This is a genomic window from Thalassospira sp. HJ, from assembly GCF_000948415.1.
In the GTDB taxonomy this organism is placed as follows: Bacteria; Pseudomonadota; Alphaproteobacteria; order Rhodospirillales; family Thalassospiraceae; genus Thalassospira.
Map to the genome: position 1 here is coordinate 582,903 of NZ_JYII01000012.1, position 23,667 is coordinate 606,569.

At 56.1% G+C, this 23,667-nt stretch carries 19 protein-coding genes and 3 tRNA genes; 18 read left to right on the forward strand and 4 right to left on the reverse strand.

Going from position 1 to position 23,667, the window contains the following annotated elements; all coding sequences use genetic code 11:
- Positions 1 to 2 precede the first annotated feature (2 nt).
- The 6 genes from UF64_RS11595 (at position 3) to UF64_RS11620 (ending at position 6,576) form a co-directional block, all read left to right on the forward strand.
- A complete protein-coding gene (locus UF64_RS11595) occupies positions 3 to 854 on the forward strand; it encodes a hypothetical protein (RefSeq protein ID WP_044828697.1) in 852 nt (283 codons plus the stop codon).
- Positions 855 to 916: 62 nt separating this feature from the next.
- A complete protein-coding gene (locus UF64_RS11600) occupies positions 917 to 2,212 on the forward strand; it encodes a hypothetical protein (protein WP_235285040.1) in 1,296 nt (431 codons plus the stop codon).
- A 162-nt stretch (positions 2,213 to 2,374) separates the two neighbouring features.
- A complete protein-coding gene (gene argC / locus UF64_RS11605; RefSeq protein WP_044828699.1) occupies positions 2,375 to 3,421 on the forward strand; it encodes an N-acetyl-gamma-glutamyl-phosphate reductase in 1,047 nt (348 codons plus the stop codon).
- Positions 3,422 to 3,596: 175 nt separating this feature from the next.
- Complete coding sequence (locus UF64_RS11610) at positions 3,597 to 4,124, forward strand: gamma carbonic anhydrase family protein (protein ID WP_044828700.1); 528 nt, start codon at positions 3,597 to 3,599, stop codon at positions 4,122 to 4,124.
- 214 nt (positions 4,125 to 4,338) lie between these two features.
- Positions 4,339 to 5,031: an ABC transporter substrate-binding protein gene (locus UF64_RS11615; RefSeq protein WP_082049717.1), complete on the forward strand. Its 693-nt coding sequence runs from the start codon at positions 4,339 to 4,341 to the stop codon at positions 5,029 to 5,031.
- A 264-nt stretch (positions 5,032 to 5,295) separates the two neighbouring features.
- The gene (locus UF64_RS11620) at positions 5,296 to 6,576 is read left to right on the forward strand and encodes a cytochrome-c peroxidase (RefSeq protein ID WP_082049719.1); all 1,281 of its coding nucleotides are present in this window, start codon (positions 5,296 to 5,298) and stop codon (positions 6,574 to 6,576) included.
- A 3-nt stretch (positions 6,577 to 6,579) separates the two neighbouring features.
- On the opposite strand, the gene UF64_RS11625 is transcribed toward UF64_RS11620, so the two are convergent.
- Positions 6,580 to 7,452: an NAD(P)-dependent oxidoreductase gene (locus UF64_RS11625; RefSeq protein WP_044828702.1), complete on the reverse strand. Its 873-nt coding sequence runs from the start codon at positions 7,450 to 7,452 to the stop codon at positions 6,580 to 6,582.
- 126 nt (positions 7,453 to 7,578) lie between these two features.
- Here UF64_RS11625 and UF64_RS19725 point away from each other — a divergent pair, with 126 nt between their 5' ends.
- On the forward strand, positions 7,579 to 8,421 hold the full coding sequence (locus tag UF64_RS19725) for a hypothetical protein (protein WP_052657609.1): 843 nt from the start codon (positions 7,579 to 7,581) through the stop codon (positions 8,419 to 8,421).
- Between the two features lie 84 nt (positions 8,422 to 8,505).
- Here UF64_RS19725 and UF64_RS11635 read toward each other — a convergent pair whose 3' ends face one another.
- A complete protein-coding gene (locus UF64_RS11635; protein ID WP_044828703.1) occupies positions 8,506 to 10,308 on the reverse strand; it encodes an alpha/beta hydrolase in 1,803 nt (600 codons plus the stop codon).
- Between the two features lie 262 nt (positions 10,309 to 10,570).
- Between UF64_RS11635 and UF64_RS11640 the strand changes: the two genes are divergently transcribed.
- From UF64_RS11640 to UF64_RS11660, 5 genes are all read left to right on the forward strand, one after another.
- Positions 10,571 to 11,884: an OmpA family protein gene (locus tag UF64_RS11640; protein ID WP_044828704.1), complete on the forward strand. Its 1,314-nt coding sequence runs from the start codon at positions 10,571 to 10,573 to the stop codon at positions 11,882 to 11,884.
- A 330-nt stretch (positions 11,885 to 12,214) separates the two neighbouring features.
- Entirely contained in the window at positions 12,215 to 13,456 is a 1,242-nt protein-coding gene (locus UF64_RS11645; protein ID WP_044828705.1) for an LL-diaminopimelate aminotransferase, read from the forward strand.
- A 122-nt stretch (positions 13,457 to 13,578) separates the two neighbouring features.
- Positions 13,579 to 14,883 carry a homoserine dehydrogenase gene (locus UF64_RS11650; protein WP_044828706.1) on the forward strand — a complete coding sequence of 435 codons (1,305 nt, stop codon included), beginning with the start codon at positions 13,579 to 13,581 and terminating at the stop codon, positions 14,881 to 14,883.
- Positions 14,884 to 15,029: 146 nt separating this feature from the next.
- On the forward strand, positions 15,030 to 15,989 hold the full coding sequence (gene glpX / locus UF64_RS11655) for a class II fructose-bisphosphatase (protein WP_044828707.1): 960 nt from the start codon (positions 15,030 to 15,032) through the stop codon (positions 15,987 to 15,989).
- A gap of 134 nt (positions 15,990 to 16,123) precedes the next feature.
- Positions 16,124 to 17,416: an Hsp70 family protein gene (locus tag UF64_RS11660; protein WP_044828708.1), complete on the forward strand. Its 1,293-nt coding sequence runs from the start codon at positions 16,124 to 16,126 to the stop codon at positions 17,414 to 17,416.
- Here UF64_RS11660 and UF64_RS11665 read toward each other — a convergent pair whose 3' ends face one another.
- Complete coding sequence (locus tag UF64_RS11665; RefSeq protein ID WP_235285041.1) at positions 17,417 to 17,734, reverse strand: hypothetical protein; 318 nt, start codon at positions 17,732 to 17,734, stop codon at positions 17,417 to 17,419.
- 180 nt (positions 17,735 to 17,914) lie between these two features.
- Here UF64_RS11665 and UF64_RS11670 point away from each other — a divergent pair, with 180 nt between their 5' ends.
- The 6 genes from UF64_RS11670 to UF64_RS11695 all read left to right on the forward strand — a co-directional run bounded on the left by UF64_RS11670 (position 17,915) and on the right by UF64_RS11695 (position 22,207).
- Entirely contained in the window at positions 17,915 to 18,451 is a 537-nt protein-coding gene (locus UF64_RS11670; RefSeq protein WP_044828709.1) for a peroxiredoxin, read from the forward strand.
- 83 nt (positions 18,452 to 18,534) lie between these two features.
- Complete coding sequence (gene recJ / locus UF64_RS11675) at positions 18,535 to 20,325, forward strand: single-stranded-DNA-specific exonuclease RecJ (protein WP_044828710.1); 1,791 nt, start codon at positions 18,535 to 18,537, stop codon at positions 20,323 to 20,325.
- An 80-nt stretch (positions 20,326 to 20,405) separates the two neighbouring features.
- The gene (locus UF64_RS11680; RefSeq protein WP_044828711.1) at positions 20,406 to 21,668 is read left to right on the forward strand and encodes an MFS transporter; all 1,263 of its coding nucleotides are present in this window, start codon (positions 20,406 to 20,408) and stop codon (positions 21,666 to 21,668) included.
- 230 nt (positions 21,669 to 21,898) lie between these two features.
- A tRNA-Glu gene (locus tag UF64_RS11685) sits at positions 21,899 to 21,974 on the forward strand.
- A gap of 37 nt (positions 21,975 to 22,011) precedes the next feature.
- Positions 22,012 to 22,087 (forward strand) — tRNA-Glu (locus UF64_RS11690).
- A 44-nt stretch (positions 22,088 to 22,131) separates the two neighbouring features.
- A tRNA-Glu gene (locus tag UF64_RS11695) sits at positions 22,132 to 22,207 on the forward strand.
- A gap of 76 nt (positions 22,208 to 22,283) precedes the next feature.
- Here UF64_RS11695 and UF64_RS11700 read toward each other — a convergent pair.
- Positions 22,284 to 23,642, reverse strand: a complete 1,359-nt coding sequence (locus UF64_RS11700; protein ID WP_044828712.1) for a sensor histidine kinase KdpD — start codon at positions 23,640 to 23,642, stop codon at positions 22,284 to 22,286.
- Between the last annotated feature and the right edge of the window lie 25 nt (positions 23,643 to 23,667).

A 23,667-nucleotide genomic window follows, 5' to 3' on the forward strand; every position in this document is an offset into this window, starting at 1 on the left:
TTATGAATACGCCTTACAACATCTGCATCGTCCAACCTCCGGGTTATATTCATTCTCTGGCGTTTGCAGAGTTGGCTGAGCTTTTGATGTATTCGATCCGGGAAGCTGGGCATCCGGCGCAGATCCAGACCAATCAGTTTGTGCAAGGTGGCGTGAACGTTATTGTCGGGGCGCATTTGCTTGATGTTTCGGCACTGCGAGCGGTCCCGGAAGGGACTGTTATCCTGAATACCGAGCAGTTGACCGGCGTTGGTGAGAACTGGCGTGAAAAGTTGACGGGGTGGTTCCAGTCCGGTCTTGAAGTCTGGGATTACAGCCCGGCCAATATCGAGGTGATCAAGGCGCTTGGCGTGGAAAATGTGCGCTATCTTCCGATCGGCTATCAGAAAGAGCTTCAGCGGATCGACATTACGGTCGAGCAGGATATTGATGTTCTGTTTTACGGTTCGGTCAATGAACGCCGGCGCGAGATTTTCAACGCGATCGAAGCCAAAGGCTTGAACCTTAAGGTTCTGATGGGCGTTTATGGCAAGGATCGTGATCAGTGGATTGCGCGATCGAAAGTCGTGCTGAACCACCATTACTATGAAAGCCAGATTTTCGAGATCGTGCGCGTTTCCTACCTTTTGACCAATGCCAAGGCGGTGGTGGCCGAGGTTAATCCGGAAACGGTGATCGATGACCGCTTCCGCAAAGGGGTGGTTGATGTGCCCTATGCCGGGTTGGTTGATGCGGTATGTGATCTGGTGGAAGATACCACCAAACGCAAGGCACAGCAGCGTCGCGCGCTTAACAGCATCATCAAATACCCGCAGGTCGACTTCACCAGACCGCTTCTGGAATACACGCATTAAGGCTGACCGACATGGCCCGAGCACACACGCGTTTGAAATTTGCTGCGTGCCGTGCCGGTGCCATGGCTGTACTCGTGTGTGCCATCGTCTTTGCGTCCGCACGTCCCGCATTTGCGCAGGATCTTTCGCAAGTCCTCTATCGCTTTGAAAACCGGGCGCTGACACTGGGGCGCTATGGCGCGGTGGCGGTGTTTCAGGAGCGGCTGTTTGCGCAGGCCGCGAATTGTGCGGGGAAATCTGCAAGCAGCTATGGCGCGCCTGACGGGATTGTCGGGGCGAAGACGCGGCAGGCGATTGTTGATCTTCAGCCATGTTTGAACGCGTCCGTGCGCGCCGCTGTCGGGGCTGAGAGCTATGGGGCAATCACTATCGGGCTTTGGCGGTTGTTGATGCCTGCCCAACTCCCGCTGCCTGATGCGATCACACGTGCCAACCACCTGACCTTTGCACTGGAAGGCACGGACTATGACGTCATCCAGTTCAATTTCTGTCAGTCGAAAAATCCACGGAGTGGAAAGACCTTTCTGGAAGGCGATCCCTATTGCCATACCAATGATCCGCGCGCCTATCTGACCTGGGGGCCGCGCGGGGCGACGGCCGGGGCAGGGGCGGAGATTCAGCAGATCCTGTTTGCGGCCGAGCGCGCCAATCCCGGCTTGCTGCAAAATGCATTTGGACCCTTTACCGAAGACATGCACCGTCTGGCGCTTGGTAATAACGATGCGGCCTTTGATGTGCTCTGTGCGATCTGGGTTGATGATGCGAAACGTAACGCCTTTGAAAAGCGCTTTGCTGCCTACGGCGCGCGGCCGGAAGTGCAGGCGGCCTATCACCGGGTCTATGATGCGGCCAATGCCGATGGTGGCAAGATTGCGCGATTTTTCAAATTATATAACGCTTTAAAATCAGTAATAAACCGTAATCCGACCGAGATTGATCTGGCGTTTTTCATCGACCGTGCAACCCACGGATCGGTACCGCCGGGCGATATCAGCGACCTTATTGATCGCATGACGAAATTCGCGACGCGAACGCGCGATGTACCAAGCCCGGGTGAACTTCGCAAACAACTGGCCGCATGGCTGCCGACCCACCACAAATACAATGACCGGCTGGCGCGCGATGCGATTTTTCTGGTTGATGATCCAGATGTGGTCGTGTCGGACGCCCATCGGCGCATGTGGCTGCAACGATCAGGGCTTAAAGCGAGCGACTTCGGGCTTTCTGACAGCCGCTATGTCGCGAGCTATCCGGTAGCCGCCCCCACGGGATATGAGAAGATCGAGAAATTCTATACCGTTTTGCCCGAGGACAAGCGCGCCTGTCCCGACACAGTGCGCCGCGCACGCAAGAAATAGGCTATGATGATCCGAACCCATGAGCAAAGCGCATGGGGAAGTTGCAGATTATCAGGGATATTTGCCGCCTAATTACTTGCATCTCCGGGGCTTGTTTGCCAACATCCGCGCGTTATCACTGCCTGCTTACCAGCAGGTACCTAATATGGAGTAGGAATTGAAATGAGCGACGTTAAGGTCAAAGTCGGAATTCTCGGTGCCAGTGGCTATACCGGGGCGGAACTGGTTCGCATTCTTGCGCATCACGCCGCCGCGGAAATTACCCTGTTGACCGCAGACCGACGCGCCGGACGTCCGTTCGGGGAAGTTTTCCCGCATCTTGCCCATATTGATCTGCCGACCATGATCAAGATCGAAGACGCAGACTGGTCGACCGTCGATCTGATTTTCTGCGCGCTACCGCATGGCACGACCCAGGAGGTCATTGCCGGACTGCCGGAACATGTGAAGGTAGTCGACCTGTCGGCTGACTTCCGCCTGTTTGATGCTGCGACCTATAAGGAATGGTATGGCGCGGAGCATGCCGCCCAGGACCTTCAGAAAGAGGTCGTCTATGGCCTGACCGAGCTGCATCGTGAAAAGATCAAAACTGCGCGCGTGGTTGCCAATCCGGGCTGCTATCCGACCCCGGTGCAATTGGCGCTGACCCCGCTTCTTGAGGGCAACATGGTGCATGCAGAAGACATCATTATTGATGCCAAATCCGGTGTGACTGGCGCTGGTCGTGCGCCCAAGGAAGGCACGCTTTATGCCGAAGTGACAGAAGGCATTCACGCCTATGGCACCGGCGGGCACCGCCATGCGCCCGAGATCGAGCAGGGCCTTGCCTGGGCCTGCGGCAGCGATGTTGTGGTGAACTTCTCCCCGCATCTGATGCCGATGAGCCGCGGTATCCTTGAATCCATCTATGTCAAAATGACCGATGGCACCATGGCCGAAGACATTCAGGCAGCCCTTGAAAAACGTTTCGCGGATGAGCCGTTTGTGCGCGTTCTGCCATTTGGTGTAACCCCGCAGACCCGCCACGTGCGTGGATCGAACTATGTTCTGATGGGGGTGGTCAAGGACCGTGTGCCGGGCCGTGTGATCATCGTTGCGGTCGAAGACAACCTTGTTAAAGGCGCTTCCGGTCAGGCGGTTCAGAACATGAACGTCATGCTAGGCTTGCCCGAAACCATGGGCCTTGAGATCGAGCCGCTGTTCCCGTAAGCGGACCAGCAATAAAGCAATAAAGGCGGAGCCATCTGGTTCCGCCTTTTTCGTTTGCGGTGCCGTGTCCGTTGGGCATCGGTCGAATTTCGCCACAGCAGGCTTTCATGTCGTGGGCATCACCCGTAAACTCATCGCCAATGTTTGAATGCCAGTTTGAGAAAGGTTCCAAACCATGCGCCTGTCCTATCGCGGGGTGAAGCCCACCATCGATGAAACTGCCTTCATTGCCCCCAATGCGACCATCATTGGTGATGTTGAAATCGGGGCGGAGACCGGTATCTGGTTTGGCTGCGTCATTCGTGGCGATGTGCATGAAATCCGCATTGGATCGCGCACCAATATTCAGGATATGACCATGGTGCATGTCGCCAAGGGCAAGTTTGGCACCTATATCGGCGATGATGTCACCATTGGCCATTCCGCCATCATTCATGCCTGCACGCTTGAAGATCGAAGCTTTGTCGGCATGGGCGCGACTGTAATGGATGGCTGCGTGATCGAGCAGGGCGGTATGCTGGGCGCCAATGCGCTTCTCGCACCGGGCAAACGCATTCCGGCGGGAGAGCTTTGGGCCGGTGTGCCGGCGCGTAAGGTGCGCGACCTGACCCAGGAAGAAATCGAGTTCTTCAAGGTCTCCGCAGATCGCTATGCCGATCTGGCACAGGAATATGTCAAATCCATCCCCGAGGATCTGGCCTAAGGCGCGAAAGCGCTTTCAAACGACCATCGCCATGGCGAAATGAACAGAGTGGTGCTCGCAGAACTCTTTGACAGCGGGACGATTTTACGCATCATCTTATGATATGAGGGTATGAAACGTCGTTTCTGACGTATGAAGATCATCAGACACACCACCGATAAGCGCGGCAAAACGCGACAAAAATAGGTGTGCTGATCCAGACTTGGAATGACATATGACGGCCTGGCGATTATTGCCACGCATGGTCGTGATGCTCGTTCTGTTTGCCGGGGGTATGCAAACAGGGCAGGCAGAGCCGATTAGCGATTGTTCGCGACCGCTGCTTGTTCGTGCTTCGGAAACCTATAGTCCGTTTAGCATGAAGGACGAGAATGGCTTTGCGGTTGGCATCGACAATGTCTTTATTTCTAAGGTTTTGAAATCCCTCGGCTGTGACATTCGTTTTATGTTCATGCCATGGAAACGCTCCCTTTATGCCGTCAAGCATGGTGATATCGATATCCTGCCATCCGCTTCCTACACCGAGGAACGCGCGAAATACGGTTTGTTTTCGGTGCCTTACCGCAATGACGTTATCGGTTTTGTCGTGCGCAATGGTGATGCTGGGCGGATCGGCCTTTCCAGTCTGGATGATGTGATTGCCCAGGACCTTGTGATCGGGCATGTGCGCAGTGCCTTTCGCGGCGAGGCGTTTGAGAAATTCAAGAACAGCCCGGAAGGCTCCAAGCATGTCAGCGACGTTTCGGTCGGCCCGCATGGCTTGCAACTGCTGTTGGCCAACCGGGTGGATTTGCTGCTCGGCATTCCGGCAGCCTATGTCGCGCAGGCCGAACAGCAGGGCCTTGGCAGCGCGGTCGAAGAGCATCCCTTTATTCTGGCGCGCGAGCCGGTGCGCCTGATGTTTTAGGCAAAGACCATTGCCCCGGAACTGGCGCGCAAGATCAGTGAGGCGATCCGGAAGGAAACCAAAACCGCCGAATACAAGAAGATTTATGGCAATCAGGGTGTCGACCTGGATTAGTACGGTACGCGGGCGGGCAGCTTGGCATTGACTTTTATCAAGGCGAAGCGCAACTGTGTGGGTGTAAATGCATAGCGTTCGCGATTGCAGTGCTGTCGTGAATGTTGCCGTCACCGTTACCGTGCGCATGACCAGATCAAAGTTTTTCCGATGCCTTACCAACTGAGCCGTACCCGAATTCGTTTTGCCGTTGTGACCGTCCTTTTGGGGGCGGGCATTGGCAGTCCTGCCCTGGCCGAAGATGCACCGGCAATGCTGCAGCGTCTTGCGCATGTGGATAAGACGGCAAAAGCGCGAGTATCGGAAATCGCCGCCGCATCGGATGCCGAGTCACCGTTTGCGACCAAGGCACAGCTTGGCGAGGCACTTTATTTCGATACCAACCTGTCGGCCAATCGCACCATGTCATGTGCGACCTGCCACGATCCGTCACTGGCGTTTCGTGATCCGCGGATTGATGTCGCAAGCGGCGCGTTTTCATTGGGTGATGATGGCAAAAGCCTTGGGGACCGGAATGCACCAACGGCAGCCTATGCCAAGTTTTCCCCGCCATTCCATGTCCGTGAAGATGGCGTTGCCGTAGGCGGGCAGTTCTGGGACGGGCGGGCGATGGATTTGGCCGAGCAGGCCGGTGGGCCGCCGCTCAACCCGATTGAAATGGGCATGCCGGACAAGGCAAGTGTGGTGGAACGCTTGCGCGAAGACGACGATTATATTTCGGGCTTCAAGGCGCTGTTTGGCGACGATGTCTGGTCGGATAGCGATCAGGCCTATGCCGCAATGACCAAGGCCATTGCCGCCTTCGAGGAAGACGAACAATTCGCACCGTTCGATAGCAAGTATGACCGGTTCCTGCGCGGCGAATACAAGATGACGCCGCAGGAAGAACTCGGCCGTGTCCTGTTCTTCTCGCAGCAATTTACCAACTGCAATACCTGCCACATGCTGAAAACCAGCCCGACGGCAGAAGGCGAAACCTTCACCAATTACGAGTTTCACAATATCGGGGTGCCGCGCAACGTTGCGACGCGTGATGTTTTGAAGAAGGACGTCGCATTTACCGATAACGGTTTGCTTGACAATGCTGCCATCGAAGACCCGGCCTATCGCGGTAAATACAAGACCCCGTCACTGCGCAATGTGGCGGTGACCGGGCCTTATATGCATAACGGCGTCTTTTCTGATCTTGAGACCGTTGTCAGGTTCTATAACAAATATAACAGCAAGGCCGAGATCAATCAGACCAACCCGGAAACGGGTGCACCGTGGGGTGAGCCGGAAGTTTCGGAAACCATATCGCTGACCGAGCTTGAGCAGGGCGATGCCCTTGATAGCCAGCGAATTGACGCGATTGTTGCCTTCCTGAAAACGCTGACCGACGCGCGCTACGAACCACTGCTGGACCAGCAGGAAGCCGCAAGCAGCAACTAGGTCCTAGCGTTTCAGGGTTTCGATCACCGCACTTTGTGCCAGATCGCCCAAGCCTTCCTTGGTGGCTGTTTCAAACACGCCATTGGCGGCCTGTCCGACCGGAAGCAAAAGGCCGTATTCCTTGACCAGTTTCATGGCGTAGCTGGTATCCTTGCTGCGCAGGCCCGTGGTGAAGTGAATGCCTTCGTTGTGGTTGCCACTTAGCAGGCCGGGCATGACCATAAGGCCCGTGGGGCTTGCATTCGCACCAATTTCAAAGGTTTCTGCGACCTTGTCGCCATCAAGGCCGGCCTTTTGCGCGACGGCGACCAGTTCGGCGGCAGCGGCGATGTGAACAGCGCCCAAAAGGTTGTGCATCAGTTTATAGACCGTTCCCGCACCAACCGGGCCGAAATGAACGATCTTCCTGCCGGTTGCTTCCATAAGAGGGCGGGCACGTTCGAGATCATCATTGGCCGCACCGATCAGGAAGATGGTGTTACCCGCCTCGACGTCGGTGGGTACACCGATCACGGGCGCGTCGATATATCGGCAACCGGCGGCGTCGATCTGTTTGGCGAGCTCAAGAACAAACGCATGCGAAAGGGTGGAGCATTCAATGGCAAGCGCGCCTTTATCCATTGCTGCCAACGCACCCTGATTCCCCAGCCAGACAGCTTCGGCGGCTGCGTCATCGGCCATAAAGGAAATCACGGTATCGCAGTTTTTGGCGACCTCGGCCGGGCTTTCGCAGGTGGTGGCGCCCAGTGTAACAAGCGGATCAATCTTGGCCGGGTTTCTGTTCCAGACTTTGACTGTGAAGCCCTTAGAAAGGAGGCGCTTGATCATTGCCGATGCCATGCGCCCCGCGCCGAGAAAGCCGATTGTCTGTTGCATGCCGAATTCGTTTCCGATGTCTGAGGGTGTCTTGTTTGATTAAAGCAGCACTTTGCCATCAATACACCATTGTCCTGTCCTGAATTAAAGGGATTATGGTGCCGCGTTTCAAAACAGGGAAAGCACGTGAAGAGAAGCAAGGTCGTTTATGCCGCAATCATGGTCGCAACCGCATCGTTCTGGTCGTTCGCGGCTTCTGCTGAATATCTACGCGGCGCACTGACCGCCGATGACAGTGGCCAGTTCTATTGCGAGGCTGCGAAGAACTGGTGTTTCGGTCTGGCGTCCGTGCAAGAGGATGCAGAGGGCAAAAGCGCGCCGGTTCTGGTCGTTATCCGTGACGGCAATGAAATCGCCCGACAGAAAGTCGTTCTTGCTGATGACAGTGATGATGAGGTTTTCGGTTGGCAGAAAACCGCCATCTGGCCTGCATGGATTTCCGATCCCACGCAGAACGCGCCTTTTCTGATTGGCATCACGCGGACCACCTCGGTTGGATATTCCGGTGGCGGGGCATCTGTTTCGATGCTGTCGCTGATCCGGGTTGATCCTGGTGCCATGGACGCGAAAACGCAACGCGCGCCGAGCTTTGACGTGGTCGGGATGCTGCCGATCCAGTCATCGAAAATGATCCGGGCCTGCTTTAGCGAACAGGACATGCTGGATCGACAAGAACACTGTCATGATGTCTATGAGTTTGATGCCGATATTGCGCCGATCCGGCTGGGTGATGGGGAAGGAATGGATGACTTGCCCGCCCTGCAATATCAGGCGCGCGCATCGAAATTCCCGCCATGGGCTGATCTGACGAAAGACTCAACGACCATGCCGCCACTTGAGGTGCAGGATTTGCTCGCAGCCCCGGATCCGGACTGCAGCCTTGATCAGGTGTTGGGCTTTGATAGCGACGCGCGGACCTATCAGATCGATATCCCGGTTGACGCATGCAGCACCTATTGGGTGCCTTAGGGCGAAAAGCCCGCCACAAAACAAAGACGCGCAGTAATGAAACTGCGCGTCTTTTTGTTTGTCTGGTGCGGTGGGCGATTGTCGTTACGACAGGGTCACCTTGACATATTCACCCGGTGCCGGGCCAAGGACCTTGAGCTTGCCGTCGCCCGGTTTGCGGGCATCGACCTTGCCGCCCGCTCGGCGGCCGACCCAGTTTTGCCAGTCGGTCCACCAGGAACCGTCATGCTGGGCTGCCTTGGCCATCCAGTCTTCGGGGTTGGCCGGATTGCGGTTATAGGTCCAGTAGCAATATTTCTTGGCGGCCGGCGGATTGACGACACCGGCGATATGGCCCGATGCCGACAGGACGAATTTGACCTGGCCTGACATCAGCTGGGTACCGGCATAGGTCGCCTGCCACGGTGCGATATGGTCTTCGCGGGTGGACAGGAAATAGACCGGGACCTTGATGTCGCGCAGATCAATCGGTTCGCCGAACATCTTGATACCGCCCGGCTCGCGCAGCAGGTTCTTGTTATACATGTTGCGCAGATAGAAGCTGTGCATGGCCTTGGGCATGCGGGTGGAATCGGAGTTCCAATACAGCAGATCAAACGGGAACGGATCCTTGCCCAGCATGTAGTTGGACACGACAAACGACCAGATCAGGTCATTGGCGCGCAGCATGTTAAACGACATCGCCATGTCGCGGCCATCCAGATAGCCTTCCTTCGACATGTTGCGTTCAAGGCTTTCGATCTGTTCATCATCAACAAAGACAGAAAGCTCGCCCGGTTTTTCGAAATCGGTCAGCGTGGTCAGGAAGGTTGCGGACTTGATCCGCTCATCCCCGACTTTGGCCATATAGGCGAGGGTCGAGCTCAGCAACGTACCGCCAAGGCAATAGCCGATTGCATTGACTTCCTTCTCGCCGGTTGCCTTTTCGATCATATCCAAGGCGGCAAGGATGCCTTCCTTGGCGTAGTCTTCGAATGATTTCTCGGCGAGTTTGCTGTCCGGGTTGACCCAGGAGAGAACAAACACCGTGTGGCCCTGATCCACGGCCCATTTGATGAAGGAGTTTTCCGGGCGCAGATCAAGAATGTAATATTTGTTGATCCATGGCGGAACGATCACAAGCGGGCGCTTGGCGACCTTGTCGGTGCTGGGCTTGTATTGCAGAAGCTCCATCAAGGCCGTCTTGCCGATCACCGATCCTTCGGTGGTGGCGACGTTTTCGCCAACCTTGAAGGCATCAAGATCGGTCATGCGGATTTGCAGTTTGCCCTTGCCGCGTTCAAGATCACCCAGCAGGTTCTGCAAACCCTTCAGCAGGTTCTCACCGCCGGTTTCAATCGTGGTGCGCAGCACTTCCGGGTTGGTCATCAGGAAGTTGGTCGGCGAAATCGCATCGACAAACTGGCGGGTGTAAAATTCGACCTTCTGGGCGGTTTTGTCATCAAGCCCGTCGACGTCATGGACAACGTTTTGCATCCATTGCGAGGACAGCAAATATGACTGCTTGATGAAATCAAACAGCTCGTTGTTTTCCCATGCCTCGTCACGGAATCGGCGATCGCCCTTTTGCGGGGAGACAACCGGTTCGGCTTCTTCGCCCAGCATACGCAGCGTCGTGTTGTGCCAAAGCGTATAATATTGCTGCCAGAGTTCTATCTGCGCTTCGACGAGCTTGACCGGATTTTGCATCATATGCGTGGTCAATTCGGCGAAGGCGGAGCCGATATTTAGCGGGTCCGGGTCCGAGATTTCCGGGTCTTCTGCCTGTTTTGCAAGGAAGTCAGAGACAAGTCGTTGACTTCTTTCGGCAATTTCTGCCATTGCTGCAGAGAGCTTTTCGGGATCCGGATGTTTGTTTTCAGTTTCGATGGCCTGTTGATCGCTCATGGGGCATTCCCTTATGATACCGCCGCAGGATACTTCGTAACTTCAGAACGTTTTGGCGTCTTTGCAATATCGCAAGACTTTTGACGTTTTATGTTCCGGGTATCCGATTGACGTTCCGGGTTGAAACTTTGCTTGATCCCAAGCTTATCATGGCCTTAGCCTAGCGCGTCGTTTAGGGGTAGTACAAGAATTATAAGGTGACGTTTTTGCGGAATATTTTGATGCAGGCGTCGTCCAACTGAATTTGGAGCAGCGAAAACAAATGGGCGTTCTGAAATCGACGACCGGGCAGGGGTCGTGGCAGGAGACTGCAAGGGGAAAGCTGCGGGCATTGCTGCAGACGGGCTCTGCCCTGGCTGTGGTGCTGACACTTGGCGCCTGTTCTTCTGTTCCTGATGCGATCAACCCGGTCGAGTGGGGCAAGTCCGTCGGTGACATGTTTGATGGCGAAGACGAAGAAGCCGCCGTTAAGTCTGACGAGGCGATCCCGGGGGAAGACGGGGAATACCCGAGCCTTTCAGACACGCCAGCCAAACCGGTTGTCACCGGCGATGCCGAACGTGATGCACTGGTTGCTGGTCTGGCAGCCGACCGCCAGAATGCCCAGTATGAACAGGGTGGCCGCCGTCAAAGCAGCCCGCCTGTCAATGCGCTTCAGACCGCACCTGCCGCACCGGCGTCGCAGCCCGTGATCAATCCGGCACCGACCACCCCGGTCACCAGCAGTGCTATGGCTGATGCCGGAACGGCTGCGGCCGCGACAGCAACCACCAGTGCCGTAACCTCGGCACCAAGCGGTTCTTCGATTGCCGATGAATGGAATGCCAAGTCAGCTGCAAGCGGCCCGGTTCCGACACCGGAAGCCCCGCCTGCCGCGCCGAGTGCAGCACAGGGTGATGCTCGCGCACAGCAGCTTGCCGCTTATGAAGCGGCCCAAGGTTCCAATGTAACCTCGTCTGGTGATCCGGTTATGGATCAGTATCAGCGCCGTTTGGCCGAAGGTCAGGGTGTGTTTGCCAACGAACCGGCAGCTCCATCGGCCCAGGAATTTGATTATTCCATGTATTCCGACAATGGTGCCGTGATTGTCGATGAAAGCCAGTTTGGCGGCGCAGAGCCGATGTATGGCGACTCCGCATCCTATGACATGACGGTGACCAACGATGCACTGGCATCGCGCCTTGGTGTGCGCTCGATCGATCAGGCAGGCCCGGCTGTCAGTGAAGTGCAGATCGCACAGATCCAGTTTGGTCACGGTTCGACCAACCTTGGCGGTGCGGATTACAGTGTTCTTGAGCAGGTTGCCGCGACCTGGCAGCAGACCAGCGGCTTTATCCGCGTGATTGGTCATGCGTCGATGCGTACTGGCAATATGTCGCTTGAGCAGCATCTGGCGGTTAACCGTCGCGTCTCCGAAGGCCGTGCTGCGGCTGTGGTATCGCGCCTGTTGTCGCTGGGTGTCAGCCCGGATGCGATCTTTGTCGGTGCCGATGGCTCGGCCGATCCGCGCTACTATGAAGGCGTTCCGGCCGGTGAAGCCGGCAACCGCCGTGTCGAGATTTATCTGGATTATTGATCAGTTCGATCAGAAGGATTCAGAGCCTTACAGAAAAACGCGGAAGGATTTCTCCTTCCGCGTTTTTGCGTTTGGGGTCAAGCGCGTCCGGAAAAGACCTGCTTTGTGCCCTCGATCTGTCGTCACTCGGTCCTGAGCATGCCGCAAATCGCGTTTATGCGTAGTTTCCGCGCATTAATTCGTTGTGTCCGATTTCAAGAAACGGTAGATCATTCGAATTGTACGCTATTAATGGCCTGAATATCGGGCCATAACGCAATTTTTGGAAATTCAAGGATATGCTTTTCGCATAAAATTCGAATTTCGGCAATTTGACGAGGAAACAGGATAATGTCTCAGGACTTCCACCGCATAAAACGTCTTCCGCCTTATGTATTCGCAGAAGTAAATGCGATGAAGGCGGCAGCGCGTCGAGCGGGGGAGGACATTATCGACTTCGGCATGGGCAACCCGGACCCGGCGACCCCACAGCATATCGTCGACAAACTGGTTGAGACGGTGCAGAACCCGCGCACCCATGGTTATTCGATGTCGCGCGGCATTCCGGGCCTGCGCAAAGCGCTGGCGGCTTATTACGACCGTCGTTTTGGCGTGGATATCGATCCGGAAACCGAAACTGTGGTCACGCTTGGCTCCAAAGAAGGGCTTGCAAACCTTGCAGCTGCCATCACCAGTCCCGGCGATATCTTTTTGGTGCCAAACCCGTCCTATCCGATCCATGCTTTTGGTTTCATCATTGCAGGCGCAGCACTGCGCCATATCCCGATTGGCCATGATGATCAGGGCACGTTTAATACCGAAAGCTTTATGGAGCAGCTCCATCGCGCGGTGAAACATTCGGTCCCGAAGCCAAGTGCCGTGGTGCTGAACTTCCCGGCCAACCCGACTGCCCTTGTGGTCGATCTGGCGTTTTATCAGGAAGTTGTCGATTTCTGCCGCAAGCATGAGATTTATGTGCTGTCTGATATCGCCTATTCCGAGATCTATTTTGATGGCAATCCGCCGCCTTCGATCCTGCAGTGCAAGGGGGCAAAGGATATTGCCGTTGAGTTCTATTCACTGTCGAAAACCTATTCGATGGCGGGCTGGCGTATCGGCTTTGCCACGGGCAACAAGAAGCTGATCAATGCTCTGACCCGGATCAAGTCATACCTTGATTACGGGGCCTTTACCCCGGTTCAGGTGGCCGCAACTGCAGCCCTTAATGGCCCGCAGGATTGTGTGGAGGAATTCCGCAATCTGTACCGCGAACGCCGAGATATCTTTATCGAAGGCGCGCAAAGTGCTGGTTGGGAAATCCCGAGCCCGGCGGCAACCATGTTTGCTTGGGCACCGATCCCCGATGCCTTTGCCGAGCTGGGATCGCTTGATTTCTCCAAACTTCTTTTGCAGGAAGCTGGCGTTGCCGTCGCACCGGGTCTTGGCTTTGGCGAGTATGGTGATCGCCATGTGCGTATTGCACTGGTGGAAAACAAACACCGCATCCGTCAGGCCAACCGCAACATCAAACAGTTCTTTGCCAAGTGCCCTGATGCAGAATCTGCACGTGAACTGTTGAAGAAATCCGTCTGATATCTCATAAAGCATTCTGTGTTTCGCCCGGGACATGTCCCGGGCGTTCTGTTATCAGGACGCTGTGGTCTTTTTTGACCACGGGCGAAGCGTAAGATGTAACCACGCGACAAGGAGTTATCGTGAAAGACGTCGTCAAAATCGGTGTGGCAGGCCTTGGTACGGTCGGTGCCGGAACCGTTAAACTGCTGAGTGAACATCGCGACATTCTGACCGACCGTTCGGGTCGCCAGATCGTCGTTACAGCGGTATCGGCGCGTGATCGAACTCGGGACCGTGGTTTTTCAACAGATGGCCTAACCTGGTACGAAGATGCCCGTGATCTTGCGGCTGACAAGGATATCGACATCCTGATCGAGCTAATCGGCGGATCGGATGGCATTGCCTATGACACCTGCAAGGCAGCGCTTGAAAACGGCAAGCATGTCGTTACCGCCAACAAGGCGCTGATTGCGCTTAAGGGGGCGGAACTGGCCCAGATTGCCGATGCCAACAATGTCACCATCGCCTATGAGGCAGCAGTTGCTGGCGGTATCCCGGTGATCAAGGCGCTGCGCGAAGGTCTGGCGGGTAACGTGATTTCGTGTGTGACCGGCATTCTGAACGGCACCTGTAACTACATCCTGACCACGATGCGTGAGCAGGGCCGCGACTTTGCCGACGTACTGGCAGAGGCACAGAAACTTGGCTATGCCGAAGCCGATCCGACCTTTGACGTCGATGGCATCGATGCCGCGCACAAGCTTGCGATTCTGGCAAGCCTTGCCTTCGGGGTCGAGGTCGACTTTGACGCAGTTGCCGTTGAGGGCATCCGCAGCGTTTCGGCCCTTGATATCCAGCTTGCCGAAGAGCTTGGCTATCGCATCAAACTGCTGGGCATTGCCAAGCAGACGTCCGAGGGCATTGAGCAGCGGGTTTCCCCGGTCATGGTGGATCGTGCGACCCAGATTTCCAAGGTCGAAGGCGTGTTTAACGCAGTCGCGCTTGAAGGTGACTATGTCGGGCCAGTGGTGCTTCAGGGCCGCGGGGCTGGCGAACGTCCGACCGCATCGGCGGTGGTTGCCGATATCGTTGATATCGCAGCCGGTCGCGCAGCCCCGGTCTTTGGTCTGCCGGCAGATCGGCTTAAGAAAAATGTGCGCGCCTCGCTCGAAAAGCACAGCGGTGCCTATTACCTGCGCCTGATGGTGTGGGACCGCCCGGGTGTCATGGCAGAGGTCACCGCGACCCTCGCCAAGCATGGCGTTTCGATGGCCTCCATGATCCAGCATGGCCGGGCCGAGACCGAAGGTGGTGTTGTACCGGTTGTGATCGTGGCACACGAAACGACCGAAGCTGCCATGTCGGCTGCAGTCAATGATATTGCGGCTTTTGAAAGCAATTCACAGCCGCCGGTTCTGATGCGGATTGAAAGCTTCGCATCTTAATAAAATGAACAACACAAACTCGCCCCGTATCTGCCATGATGCGGGGCGATGTTGCATAGCTCGGGCACACAGCCGGGCATAAAAATAAAAAGACAACAATGAGATGGGGCCCCCAGACCCCACATCAGCAATACGAGGAAGAAGATATGGATCGAAATCTTGCGCTTGAAACGGTTCGCGTAACCGAGGCGGCGGCACTTGCGTGCTCTGGCCTGATGGGACGTGGTGACGAAAAGGCAGCCGACCAGGCCGCAGTGGATGCGATGCGCAATGCGCTCAACAGCATGGATATCCGTGGTACGGTCGTGATCGGCGAAGGCGAACGCGACGAAGCCCCGATGCTGTTTATTGGCGAAGAAGTCGGCTCCGGCGAAGGCCCGGAAATCGATATCGCGCTTGATCCGCTTGAAGGCACGACCATCTGCGCGACCGGTGGTCCGAACTCTTTGGCCGTGGTTGCCATGGCAGAAAAGGGCGGCTTCCTGAATGCGCCTGACACCTATATGGACAAAATCGCCGTTGGTGGTGGTCTTCCCGATGATGTGGTTGACCTTGATGCCAGCCCGGCGGAAAATCTTAAAAGCCTTGCGAAAGCCAAGGGCTGCGATGTGGCGGATCTGGTTGTTTGCATCCTTGATCGCCCGCGCCATCAGGAAATCATTGCCAAGACCCGCGAAGCAGGTGCACGCATCATGCTGATCGGTGATGGCGATGTGGCTGGCGTGATCGCGACCTCGCAGAAAACCTCGGGCATTGATCTTTACATGGGTACTGGCGGCGCACCGGAAGGTGTTCTGGCCGCAGCGGCCCTTCGTTGCATCGGTGGTCAGTTCCAGGGCCGCCTTGTTTTCCGCAACGATGATGAAATCGCACGCGCGAAAAAATGGGGCATCGAAGATCTGACCCGTAAATACAAACTGACCGAACTTGCCAAGGGCAACGTCATGTTTGCGGCAACCGGTGTCACCGATGGCGCGATGCTGCGCGGTGTGCGCCGTTTCGCCAACGGTGCAGAGACCGAAAGCATCGTCATGCGCTCCCAGTCGGGCACCGTGCGCTATGTCCGCGCTGTGCACGATTTCAGCCGCAAGATTTGGTACAAATAAGTTCTGCTTGTCGCAGGATTGGAAGAAGGGAGTGCACAGCACTCCCTTTTTTCGTTTAATCGCTTGCAGGGGACTAAGGACTGGGGTACATCCTCCGCCCCCTATGACGAACAGCAAATGCCGGAGCCTGCCTGATGTCGGAAATTATCGCCCTTGATTTTGGAACGACGAACTCTGTCCTTGCGGTGGCAGACAGCGCAGGCAATGTGCAATCAGCAAAGTTCGAAGTTGGTGCCAACAGTTTTGATACCTATCGCACCATCCTGTATTTCTGGGAAGATCAGGACCTGACCTCACCGGGTGCGCCGATCCATACCAAAAGCTGCTCCGGCCCGTTCGCGATTGAGGAATACCTCAAGGAAAGCCACGACTGCCGTCTGATCCAGTCGATGAAATCCTATCTCGCGGCCAAGGATTTCGAAGGCACCGAAATCTTCGGGACCAGCTATTCGATCGAAGACCTGGTTGGGACGTTCCTGACACAGATCCATCACTTCGCGCAGCATAGCCTGGGTTGGCTGGGTCATCGGGTGATTTCGGGCCGTCCCGTGGCCTTCGCTGGCAACAACCCGGACAATGAGTTTGCCGAAATGCGCCTGCGCGCGGCTTATGAGCAGGCCGGTTTTGATGTCGAGGCCATGGTGTTTGAGCCGCTCGCAGCATCTTACTATTACGGCCGTGAACTCGATAAACCCGAAACCGTTCTGGTTGCCGACTTTGGCGGGGGTACCAGTGACTTTTCGCTGATCCGCTTTACGCCGGGTCTGGGCATTCGCGGGGTGCAGCCGCTATCGCATACCGGTCTTGGTGTTGCCGGTGACCGGTTTGATTATCGCATCATTCAAAAGGCCGTCTGGCCGCGTCTGGGCTTTGGCTCCGAATACAAATCCATGGGTGCGACCCTGCCGGTGCCGCGGCAATATTACACGGCGTTTTCGCGCTGGCACGAACTTGCCATGATGAACCAGCCCAAAACTATCAACGAAATCAAAAGTCTGATCAGATCCGCCACCAACCCCGATGATATCGAGGATCTGGTCACCATCATCGAAGATGAAATGGGCTTCCACCTTTATCAAACGGTGTCCAAGGCCAAGGCAGAGCTTTCTGAAAAAGACAGCACCATCTTGCAATTCTCCCACGGCGGGGTTGAGATCGAAGAAAAACTGACCCGTGCCGATTTCGAAGCCGCGATTGCACCCGACATGGCCGAAATCGATCTTGCCGCCAAAAACTGCCTTGATCAGGCGGGCGTTGAGGCAAGCGATGTCTCACGCGTCTTCATGACCGGCGGCACATCCTATGTCCCGGCGGTGCGCAAACTATTCGAAGACCGCTTTGGCAAGGACCGCATCGAAATCGGCCAGCCGTTCCTGTCGGTCGCCCATGGCTTGGCCCTGATTGCGGCGGACGAAGGCATCGTCTGATCAGCAGGCGAAGTCGCCGCCGCACTGAACCGAGAGCAGTGCGATTGCGACAACCAGAAGCGCGATGGCAAGACCGCTAAGCCCATAAAGCCAGATTGATTTCGGGTGGCGTTTGAATATCCATGGCAGAATGCCACCCATCAGGCAAAGCGCCGGGAATGCCAGCACGCTGAAAAACAGGAACTGGGTGAAGGGATTTTCATCCGATCCGGGGGCGTCAAACATCATTGGCGAGAACATCACCAATGGCATCGACATGACAGCACCGATAACGGACAGGATTGTTAATCCGATCCGCAGACCTTTTTTATGGGGCATTGCTCGTATCCATTTTTGTTATTTCGTCAGTTTGCACAGCTTTCGTGCTGGTGCAAATGATTGGGTGCCCACATTGTTTTCCACAATGCGCAAACGTCACTTCTTTTCCGCGTTTTAAATCCCAATTATCCTGAAGGTCAAAGGACGTGAAAAGTCCGGCACTATTCGGGAGGAATTCAGATGAATAGCGAGAGTGATGCGCATGTGATTGCGCGGTTAACCGGGCAGATTTTACCAGCGCTGCCGTTATCGGCGACCGATGACAGCACGGTTGATTTATCAAGCCTGTCGGGACGTTCAGTCGTCTATGCCTATCCACGCACCGCAGAGCCTGGTGTGCCGTCACCGGAAGGCTGGGATGAAATTCCCGGGGCGAAGGGCTGCACGCCGCAATCCTGTTCGTTCCGTGATCATGCTGCCGAGCTGCGCACGGTTGGTGTTATGAGCCTCTTCGGGCTTTCAAGCCAGACCACCGAGTATCAGAAAGAAGCGGCCGAGCGTCTTCATCTGCCGTTTCCTTTGCTTTCTGATGCAGATCATCGCTTCAAGGAAGCCATGGCGATGCCCGATTTCGAAGCCAGTGGCATGCGCCTGTTCAAGCGCCTGACCATGGTCATTGACGATGGCAAGATCACCAAGGTTTTCTATCCCGTCGATGATCCGGCCGCTGATGCCGAGAACGTTTTGAAATGGTGCGGCGAGAACCGGAACGGTTAGGGATTGCATCCTGTCGCGCCGGTTTGAGCGTTTGACAAAATATCCGGTTTCAGACCGCCCGAGATTGCGCTATTTCATAGGGCATGACAGAGCATCAACAAGAAACGACCTTTATGGGCATCGAGCGATCCGTCACCGGAAAATGGTGGCGTGAACGCGCAAATGACGAGCGACTGGCAACCACGATTGCCCAGCGTTTTGGCGTGCCGGAGATTGTTGGCCGGGTGATGGCCGCGCGCGGCATTGATCTTGATGACGCGGAAAGTTTCCTGTCCCCGACACTCCGCGATCTGATGCCCGATCCTTCGACCTTGCAGGATATGGATAAGGCGGCCGCGCGGATTGCCGATGCGATTGAGGCGGGCGAGGGGATTGCGGTTTTTGGCGATTATGACGTTGATGGCGCGACCAGTACGGCCCTTTTGAAACGCTTCTTCCGTGCCCTTGGTCTTGAGGTGCCGGTTCATATTCCTGATCGCATGTCTGAGGGCTATGGCCCGAATGCGCCAGCCCTTATGGAGCTGCAGCGCAAGGGTGCCGAGCTTATCCTGACGGTCGATTGCGGGGTGACAGCCTATGCGCCGCTGCAAGAAGCGCGTGATGCCGGGATTGATATCATTGTCGTGGACCACCACGCGGCAGAGCCGGAATTGCCACCCGCAGTCGCGGTGGTCAACCCCAACCGGCTTGATGATGAAAGCGGGCTTGGGCATCTCTGTGCGGCGGGTGTTGCGTTTCTGGTCTGTGTGGCGTTGCTGCGCGAATTGCGTAATCGCGGCTGGCTTGAAAAGAAAGGTGTTCGCGCACCGGATTTGCGTGGCTGGCTTGATCTGGTGGCGCTTGGCACGGTGTGCGATGTGGTGCCGCTGCGTGGGTTGAACCGCGCCTTTGTCACCCAGGGCCTTAAGGTCATGAAGCATCGCAGCAATATCGGCATGACAGCACTTGCCGATATTGCCGGCGTTAGCGAGGTGCCCAGTGCCTACCATCTGGGATATGTCCTGGGTCCGCGTGTGAATGCCGGTGGGCGCGTTGGCGAGAGTTTTCTGGGCACGACCCTTCTTTCGGGCGAGAACCCGGCAGAGGCGCAGGATATCGCCCGCAAGCTTGATGAATATAACCGGGAGCGCAAGGCGATCGAGGATATCGTCCTTGATCAGGCGATCAGCGCGGTCGAGGGCAAATCAAAAGTCGGCTCCATGGTGCTGGTTGGTGGCGAAGACTGGCATCCCGGTGTGATCGGCATTGTCGCAAGCAGACTTAAGGATCGTTATCACGTTCCATCGCTTGTGATGGGTATGGTTGACGGCGTTTATAAGGGGTCTGCGCGCTCTGTCCCTGGGATTGATCTGGGTGATGCGATTATTGCCGCGCGTCAGGCCGGGCTTCTGATCAATGGTGGTGGCCACCATATGGCGGCGGGCTTTACCCTTGATCCCGAAAAGCTTGAGGCGTTTGAAGACTTCCTTGAAGAGCGTTTTGCCAAGATCATCGCTGAAAATGACATTCGTCCGACGATTACAGTCGATGGCGCATTGCATGCCAAGGGCGCAACGATTGAGTTGATTGATGCACTTGAAAAGCTGGGGCCGTTTGGCGCGGGCAATGCCGAACCGCGCTTTGTCTTTGTTGATTGCCGGGCGGTGAAGGCCGATGTGGTCGGGCAGGACCATGTGCGCTGCATCCTGACCGGGGCCAACGGGCAGGGACGGCTTAAGGCGATTGCGTTCAGATGCCTTGATAATGATATGGGGCAGACGCTGATCAAACATGGTGGGCGCCCGTTGCATGTTCTTGGGCATTTGCGCCGCGATAGCTGGCAGGGGCGTGACGGTGTGCAGTTGATCATTGATGATGTCGCCTTGCCGGTCTAGCGACGTGAACCCGGGCAGGGCAGCCGTGATGCTGCAAATGCTTGCCGTTATGGTGCGATCAGACTAATCCTGAAGGCACCATGACACAAAATTCGCGCCCCACACCCCCCATTGCGACGCCCAAGCATGGCCTCGGAACGTTTCTGATCGTTCTGATGCCGATCATGCTGGCCTTTTCGCTTAGTCAGTTTTTCCGTTCTGCCCAGGCGCTGCTTGCCGGGCCGCTGCGTGATCAGCTTGCCGTGACACCCGAACAGCTTGGCCTGATATCGGGTAGCTTCCATTTCGCCTTTGCCCTGATGCAGATCCCGGTCGGTGTGTTGCTGGATCGTTATGGTCCGCGCCTGACCAACGGGTTTCTGACCATGGTCACCGTCGCCGGTGTCATCATCTTTGCCAATGCGCAAAGTGTGCTGGGTCTGATGGCGGGCCAGGCGGTGATTGGTGTTGGCTGTTCGGCGGCCTTTATGTCCGCACTGGTCCTTGCCGCGCGCTGGACGGCACCGGAAAAGTTTGCTGCGGCATCTGGCCTGATCGTTTCGTTCAGCCTGATGGGGGTTCTGGCATCGGCAACGCCGCTTGCGACCTTGGTCGAGGCGTATGGCTGGCGCGCTGTTTATTATGGCCTTGCCGGTATTGCGCTGATTGCAGTCGTGCTTGATTTCGTTCTGGTGCGCGACAATCCGCCGGGCCATGCCGCCCACGCCCAGCGCGGCGAAAGCGTCATGGACGTCTTGCGCGGCATGGTGTCGGTCTGGTCGAACCGGCAGGTCTGGTTGCTGTCTGGCGTGGCCTTTTTCAGCTATCCGACGATCCTGACCGTGCGCGGGCTTTGGGGTGGGCCGTATTTGCATGACGTGTTTGATCTTGGCGCGGTTGAGGTCGGTAATATCCTGCTGGTGATGACGATTGGCATGATCATTGGCCCGCCAACCTATGGCCAGCTTTCGCGTATGATGCCCGATAAAACCCGCGGGCTTATCGTCTTTGCGGTTCTGGTGGGCGCGCTTGCCTGCATGTTGCAGGCGTTTGTCGGGCCGCTGGGCACCGGGATCGCCATGGGATTGATGCTGTTGCATGGCTTCCTTGGCAGTAGTGCGACTTTGAACTATGCCGCATCGCGCAAGGCCGTGGCCGAACACCAGATTGGCCGCGCGCTGACCACGATCAACCTTGCGACTTTTGGCGGGCTTTTTGTCCTGCAAGGCATCGCCGGGTTGATTGTCGGCCACTATGAGGCCGATCCGGATGCCGGTTACAAGGCGATGTTTGTCTTTCTGGCGTGCGGGCTTGCCTTGGCGGGTGTCTGTTTCTGGTTTGGAACGCGACGCCGTAGCCAATAAAGAAGCGAGCGTGGCCCTTGTTGAATGGACCGATAGACCTCATCTGTCGGTCCAGGGCCGTAAGCAAAGCGGATAAACCGTGTGGTTAAACAGTCCGGCATGGTTTTTCAGTATTTGGTCGGGAATGGCATCATTTCCGGCAGGGGATTAAAAAAAACGTCACAGGGGCGAAAAAGCCGCTTGACCTGACCCCACCCAATCGCTAAAAACCGGCCTCGTTAACGCGCTGCGTCCCCTTCGTCTAGAGGCCTAGGACACCGCCCTTTCACGGCGGCAACAGGGGTTCGAATCCCCTAGGGGACGCCACTCGTTGACATAGACTGACTTCGTTTGGTGCGTATGTGTCCCCTTCGTCTAGAGGCCTAGGACACCGCCCTTTCACGGCGGCAACAGGGGTTCGAATCCCCTAGGGGACGCCATCAACCGAACGTCACGACATTCGCACATAAATGCTTGTGCCTGTGTCCCCTTCGTCTAGAGGCCTAGGACACCGCCCTTTCACGGCGGCAACAGGGGTTCGAATCCCCTAGGGGACGCCATATTTTCCAAAAAGATCAATATGTTGCGTTGAAATGCTCGCCCGATGGTTCGGCGGGCGTTTTTGATTCCGGCTGTTTATTCTGCTGGTGGTACAGACAGGGTAAAGGTCGCAATCAGCCCGCCTTCGGGATTGTGTTCAAGCCAGATATCCTCGCCGTCTTCACGGCACAGGTCACGACACAGCGACAGTCCGACGCCAGAGCCGATTTCACCCCCCGTGCCGTCCTTGGAGCCATAGCTGGTCATGCTTGCAGCGAAGGCCGCGATCATGTCATCGGATGCGCCGACACCGCGATCAATCACCTTGATCTGGATTTTGTCGCCGAACTTTTGCGTTGAAACCGTGATCGAACCATGCGGGTTGGAAAACTTGATCGCATTGACCAGAAGGTTGCGCAGGATCATTTCCGCATGCGGTGCGATGCCATAGGCGGTGGGTTCATCGACCTCGCTGATCACACGGACCGATTTGGTTTCCAGAAGCGGTCGGGAAACCTTGATCGTGTTGTCGACCTGTTCATCAAGGGCGATGGTGCTCCGTTCGGGTTTGCGTTGATCAAACAGGGTACGCCCCCAGACCAGAAGATCATCGAGAAAACGCAAGGTTTCCGCAGTCGATGAATGCAGCTTGCGGATATTGCCAAGCGCCTGTGCCGGGTTGCCTGCTACCAGGTCCTGTTGCGCCATCAGTGATAGCCCTGCAAGCCCGTGAAACGGCGTTCTGAGGTCATGGGCAAGAACGGTGAACAGGCGGTTTTTCGCACGCGCCTCAGCCATCAGCGACAGGTTGAGCGATATAATGATCATCGCGGTAAAGCCAACCGCGGTCAGCAGCAGGAAGATAATCACATCAAGGAATGCCAGCATGTGAATGGTTGATGCCGACATCAGTTGGGTCATGGCCTCATCATCAATTAGGGCAACGACCCCGCGCGCCAGATGGAAAAGACAGTGTGCGGCAAAGGTGATTGCCATCAGGATTTCCGGTGGGGTCAGTTTCCGGCACCTTGATTGCGCCAGAACAAGACAGCCTGCCAGCGACACGGCCGAGATCGTCACGGAAATGACGACGACCCGCATGGAGAAGTTCGGCACAAATTCAAGGTAATAGACAAATAGTGCTGCATAGGCCGCGATGGCGATGCTGACAATCCGGTAGCTTGGCTTTTTGGCGGTGTAGGCCTGAAGGCCAAGCAGATAAAACGCATGGCCGGCCGCAATCAACGTGTTGCCAACCACGACTGACGCCAGATCGGGGATATAGCCCCGGAACCCCAAAAGAACAAACCCGAGTGCATTGGCAATGCCACCAATGGCCCACAGCATGGTCGCGTTGTCGCGGCGCGACACCATCCAGAGCGACGAGAATGTGATAATGGCCGACAGGGTCGCGACAAATGCCAGTGTCCGGATATCAAGTTCTACGCCAAACATTGGCTCTCCCATTCGTCGATCTTTT

What these genes read in the sequence shown, in the direction of transcription:
- UF64_RS11595 (WP_044828697.1), top strand. Translation starts at nt 3, where the DNA reads ATGAATACGCCTTACAACATCTGCATCGTCCAACCTCCGGGTTATATT.
- UF64_RS11600 (WP_235285040.1), top strand. Translation starts at nt 917, where the DNA reads ATGGCTGTACTCGTGTGTGCCATCGTCTTTGCGTCCGCACGTCCCGCA.
- argC (WP_044828699.1), top strand. Translation starts at nt 2,375, where the DNA reads ATGAGCGACGTTAAGGTCAAAGTCGGAATTCTCGGTGCCAGTGGCTAT.
- UF64_RS11610 (WP_044828700.1), top strand. Translation starts at nt 3,597, where the DNA reads ATGCGCCTGTCCTATCGCGGGGTGAAGCCCACCATCGATGAAACTGCC.
- UF64_RS11615 (WP_082049717.1), top strand. Translation starts at nt 4,339, where the DNA reads ATGACGGCCTGGCGATTATTGCCACGCATGGTCGTGATGCTCGTTCTG.
- UF64_RS11620 (WP_082049719.1), top strand. Translation starts at nt 5,296, where the DNA reads ATGCCTTACCAACTGAGCCGTACCCGAATTCGTTTTGCCGTTGTGACC.
- UF64_RS11625 (WP_044828702.1), bottom strand. Translation starts at nt 7,452, where the DNA reads ATGCAACAGACAATCGGCTTTCTCGGCGCGGGGCGCATGGCATCGGCA.
- UF64_RS11635 (WP_044828703.1), bottom strand. Translation starts at nt 10,308, where the DNA reads ATGAGCGATCAACAGGCCATCGAAACTGAAAACAAACATCCGGATCCC.
- UF64_RS11640 (WP_044828704.1), top strand. Translation starts at nt 10,571, where the DNA reads ATGGGCGTTCTGAAATCGACGACCGGGCAGGGGTCGTGGCAGGAGACT.
- UF64_RS11645 (WP_044828705.1), top strand. Translation starts at nt 12,215, where the DNA reads ATGTCTCAGGACTTCCACCGCATAAAACGTCTTCCGCCTTATGTATTC.
- glpX (WP_044828707.1), top strand. Translation starts at nt 15,030, where the DNA reads ATGGATCGAAATCTTGCGCTTGAAACGGTTCGCGTAACCGAGGCGGCG.
- UF64_RS11660 (WP_044828708.1), top strand. Translation starts at nt 16,124, where the DNA reads ATGTCGGAAATTATCGCCCTTGATTTTGGAACGACGAACTCTGTCCTT.
- UF64_RS11665 (WP_235285041.1), bottom strand. Translation starts at nt 17,734, where the DNA reads ATGCCCCATAAAAAAGGTCTGCGGATCGGATTAACAATCCTGTCCGTT.
- UF64_RS11670 (WP_044828709.1), top strand. Translation starts at nt 17,915, where the DNA reads ATGAATAGCGAGAGTGATGCGCATGTGATTGCGCGGTTAACCGGGCAG.
- recJ (WP_044828710.1), top strand. Translation starts at nt 18,535, where the DNA reads ATGACAGAGCATCAACAAGAAACGACCTTTATGGGCATCGAGCGATCC.
- UF64_RS11680 (WP_044828711.1), top strand. Translation starts at nt 20,406, where the DNA reads ATGACACAAAATTCGCGCCCCACACCCCCCATTGCGACGCCCAAGCAT.
- UF64_RS11700 (WP_044828712.1), bottom strand. Translation starts at nt 23,642, where the DNA reads ATGTTTGGCGTAGAACTTGATATCCGGACACTGGCATTTGTCGCGACC.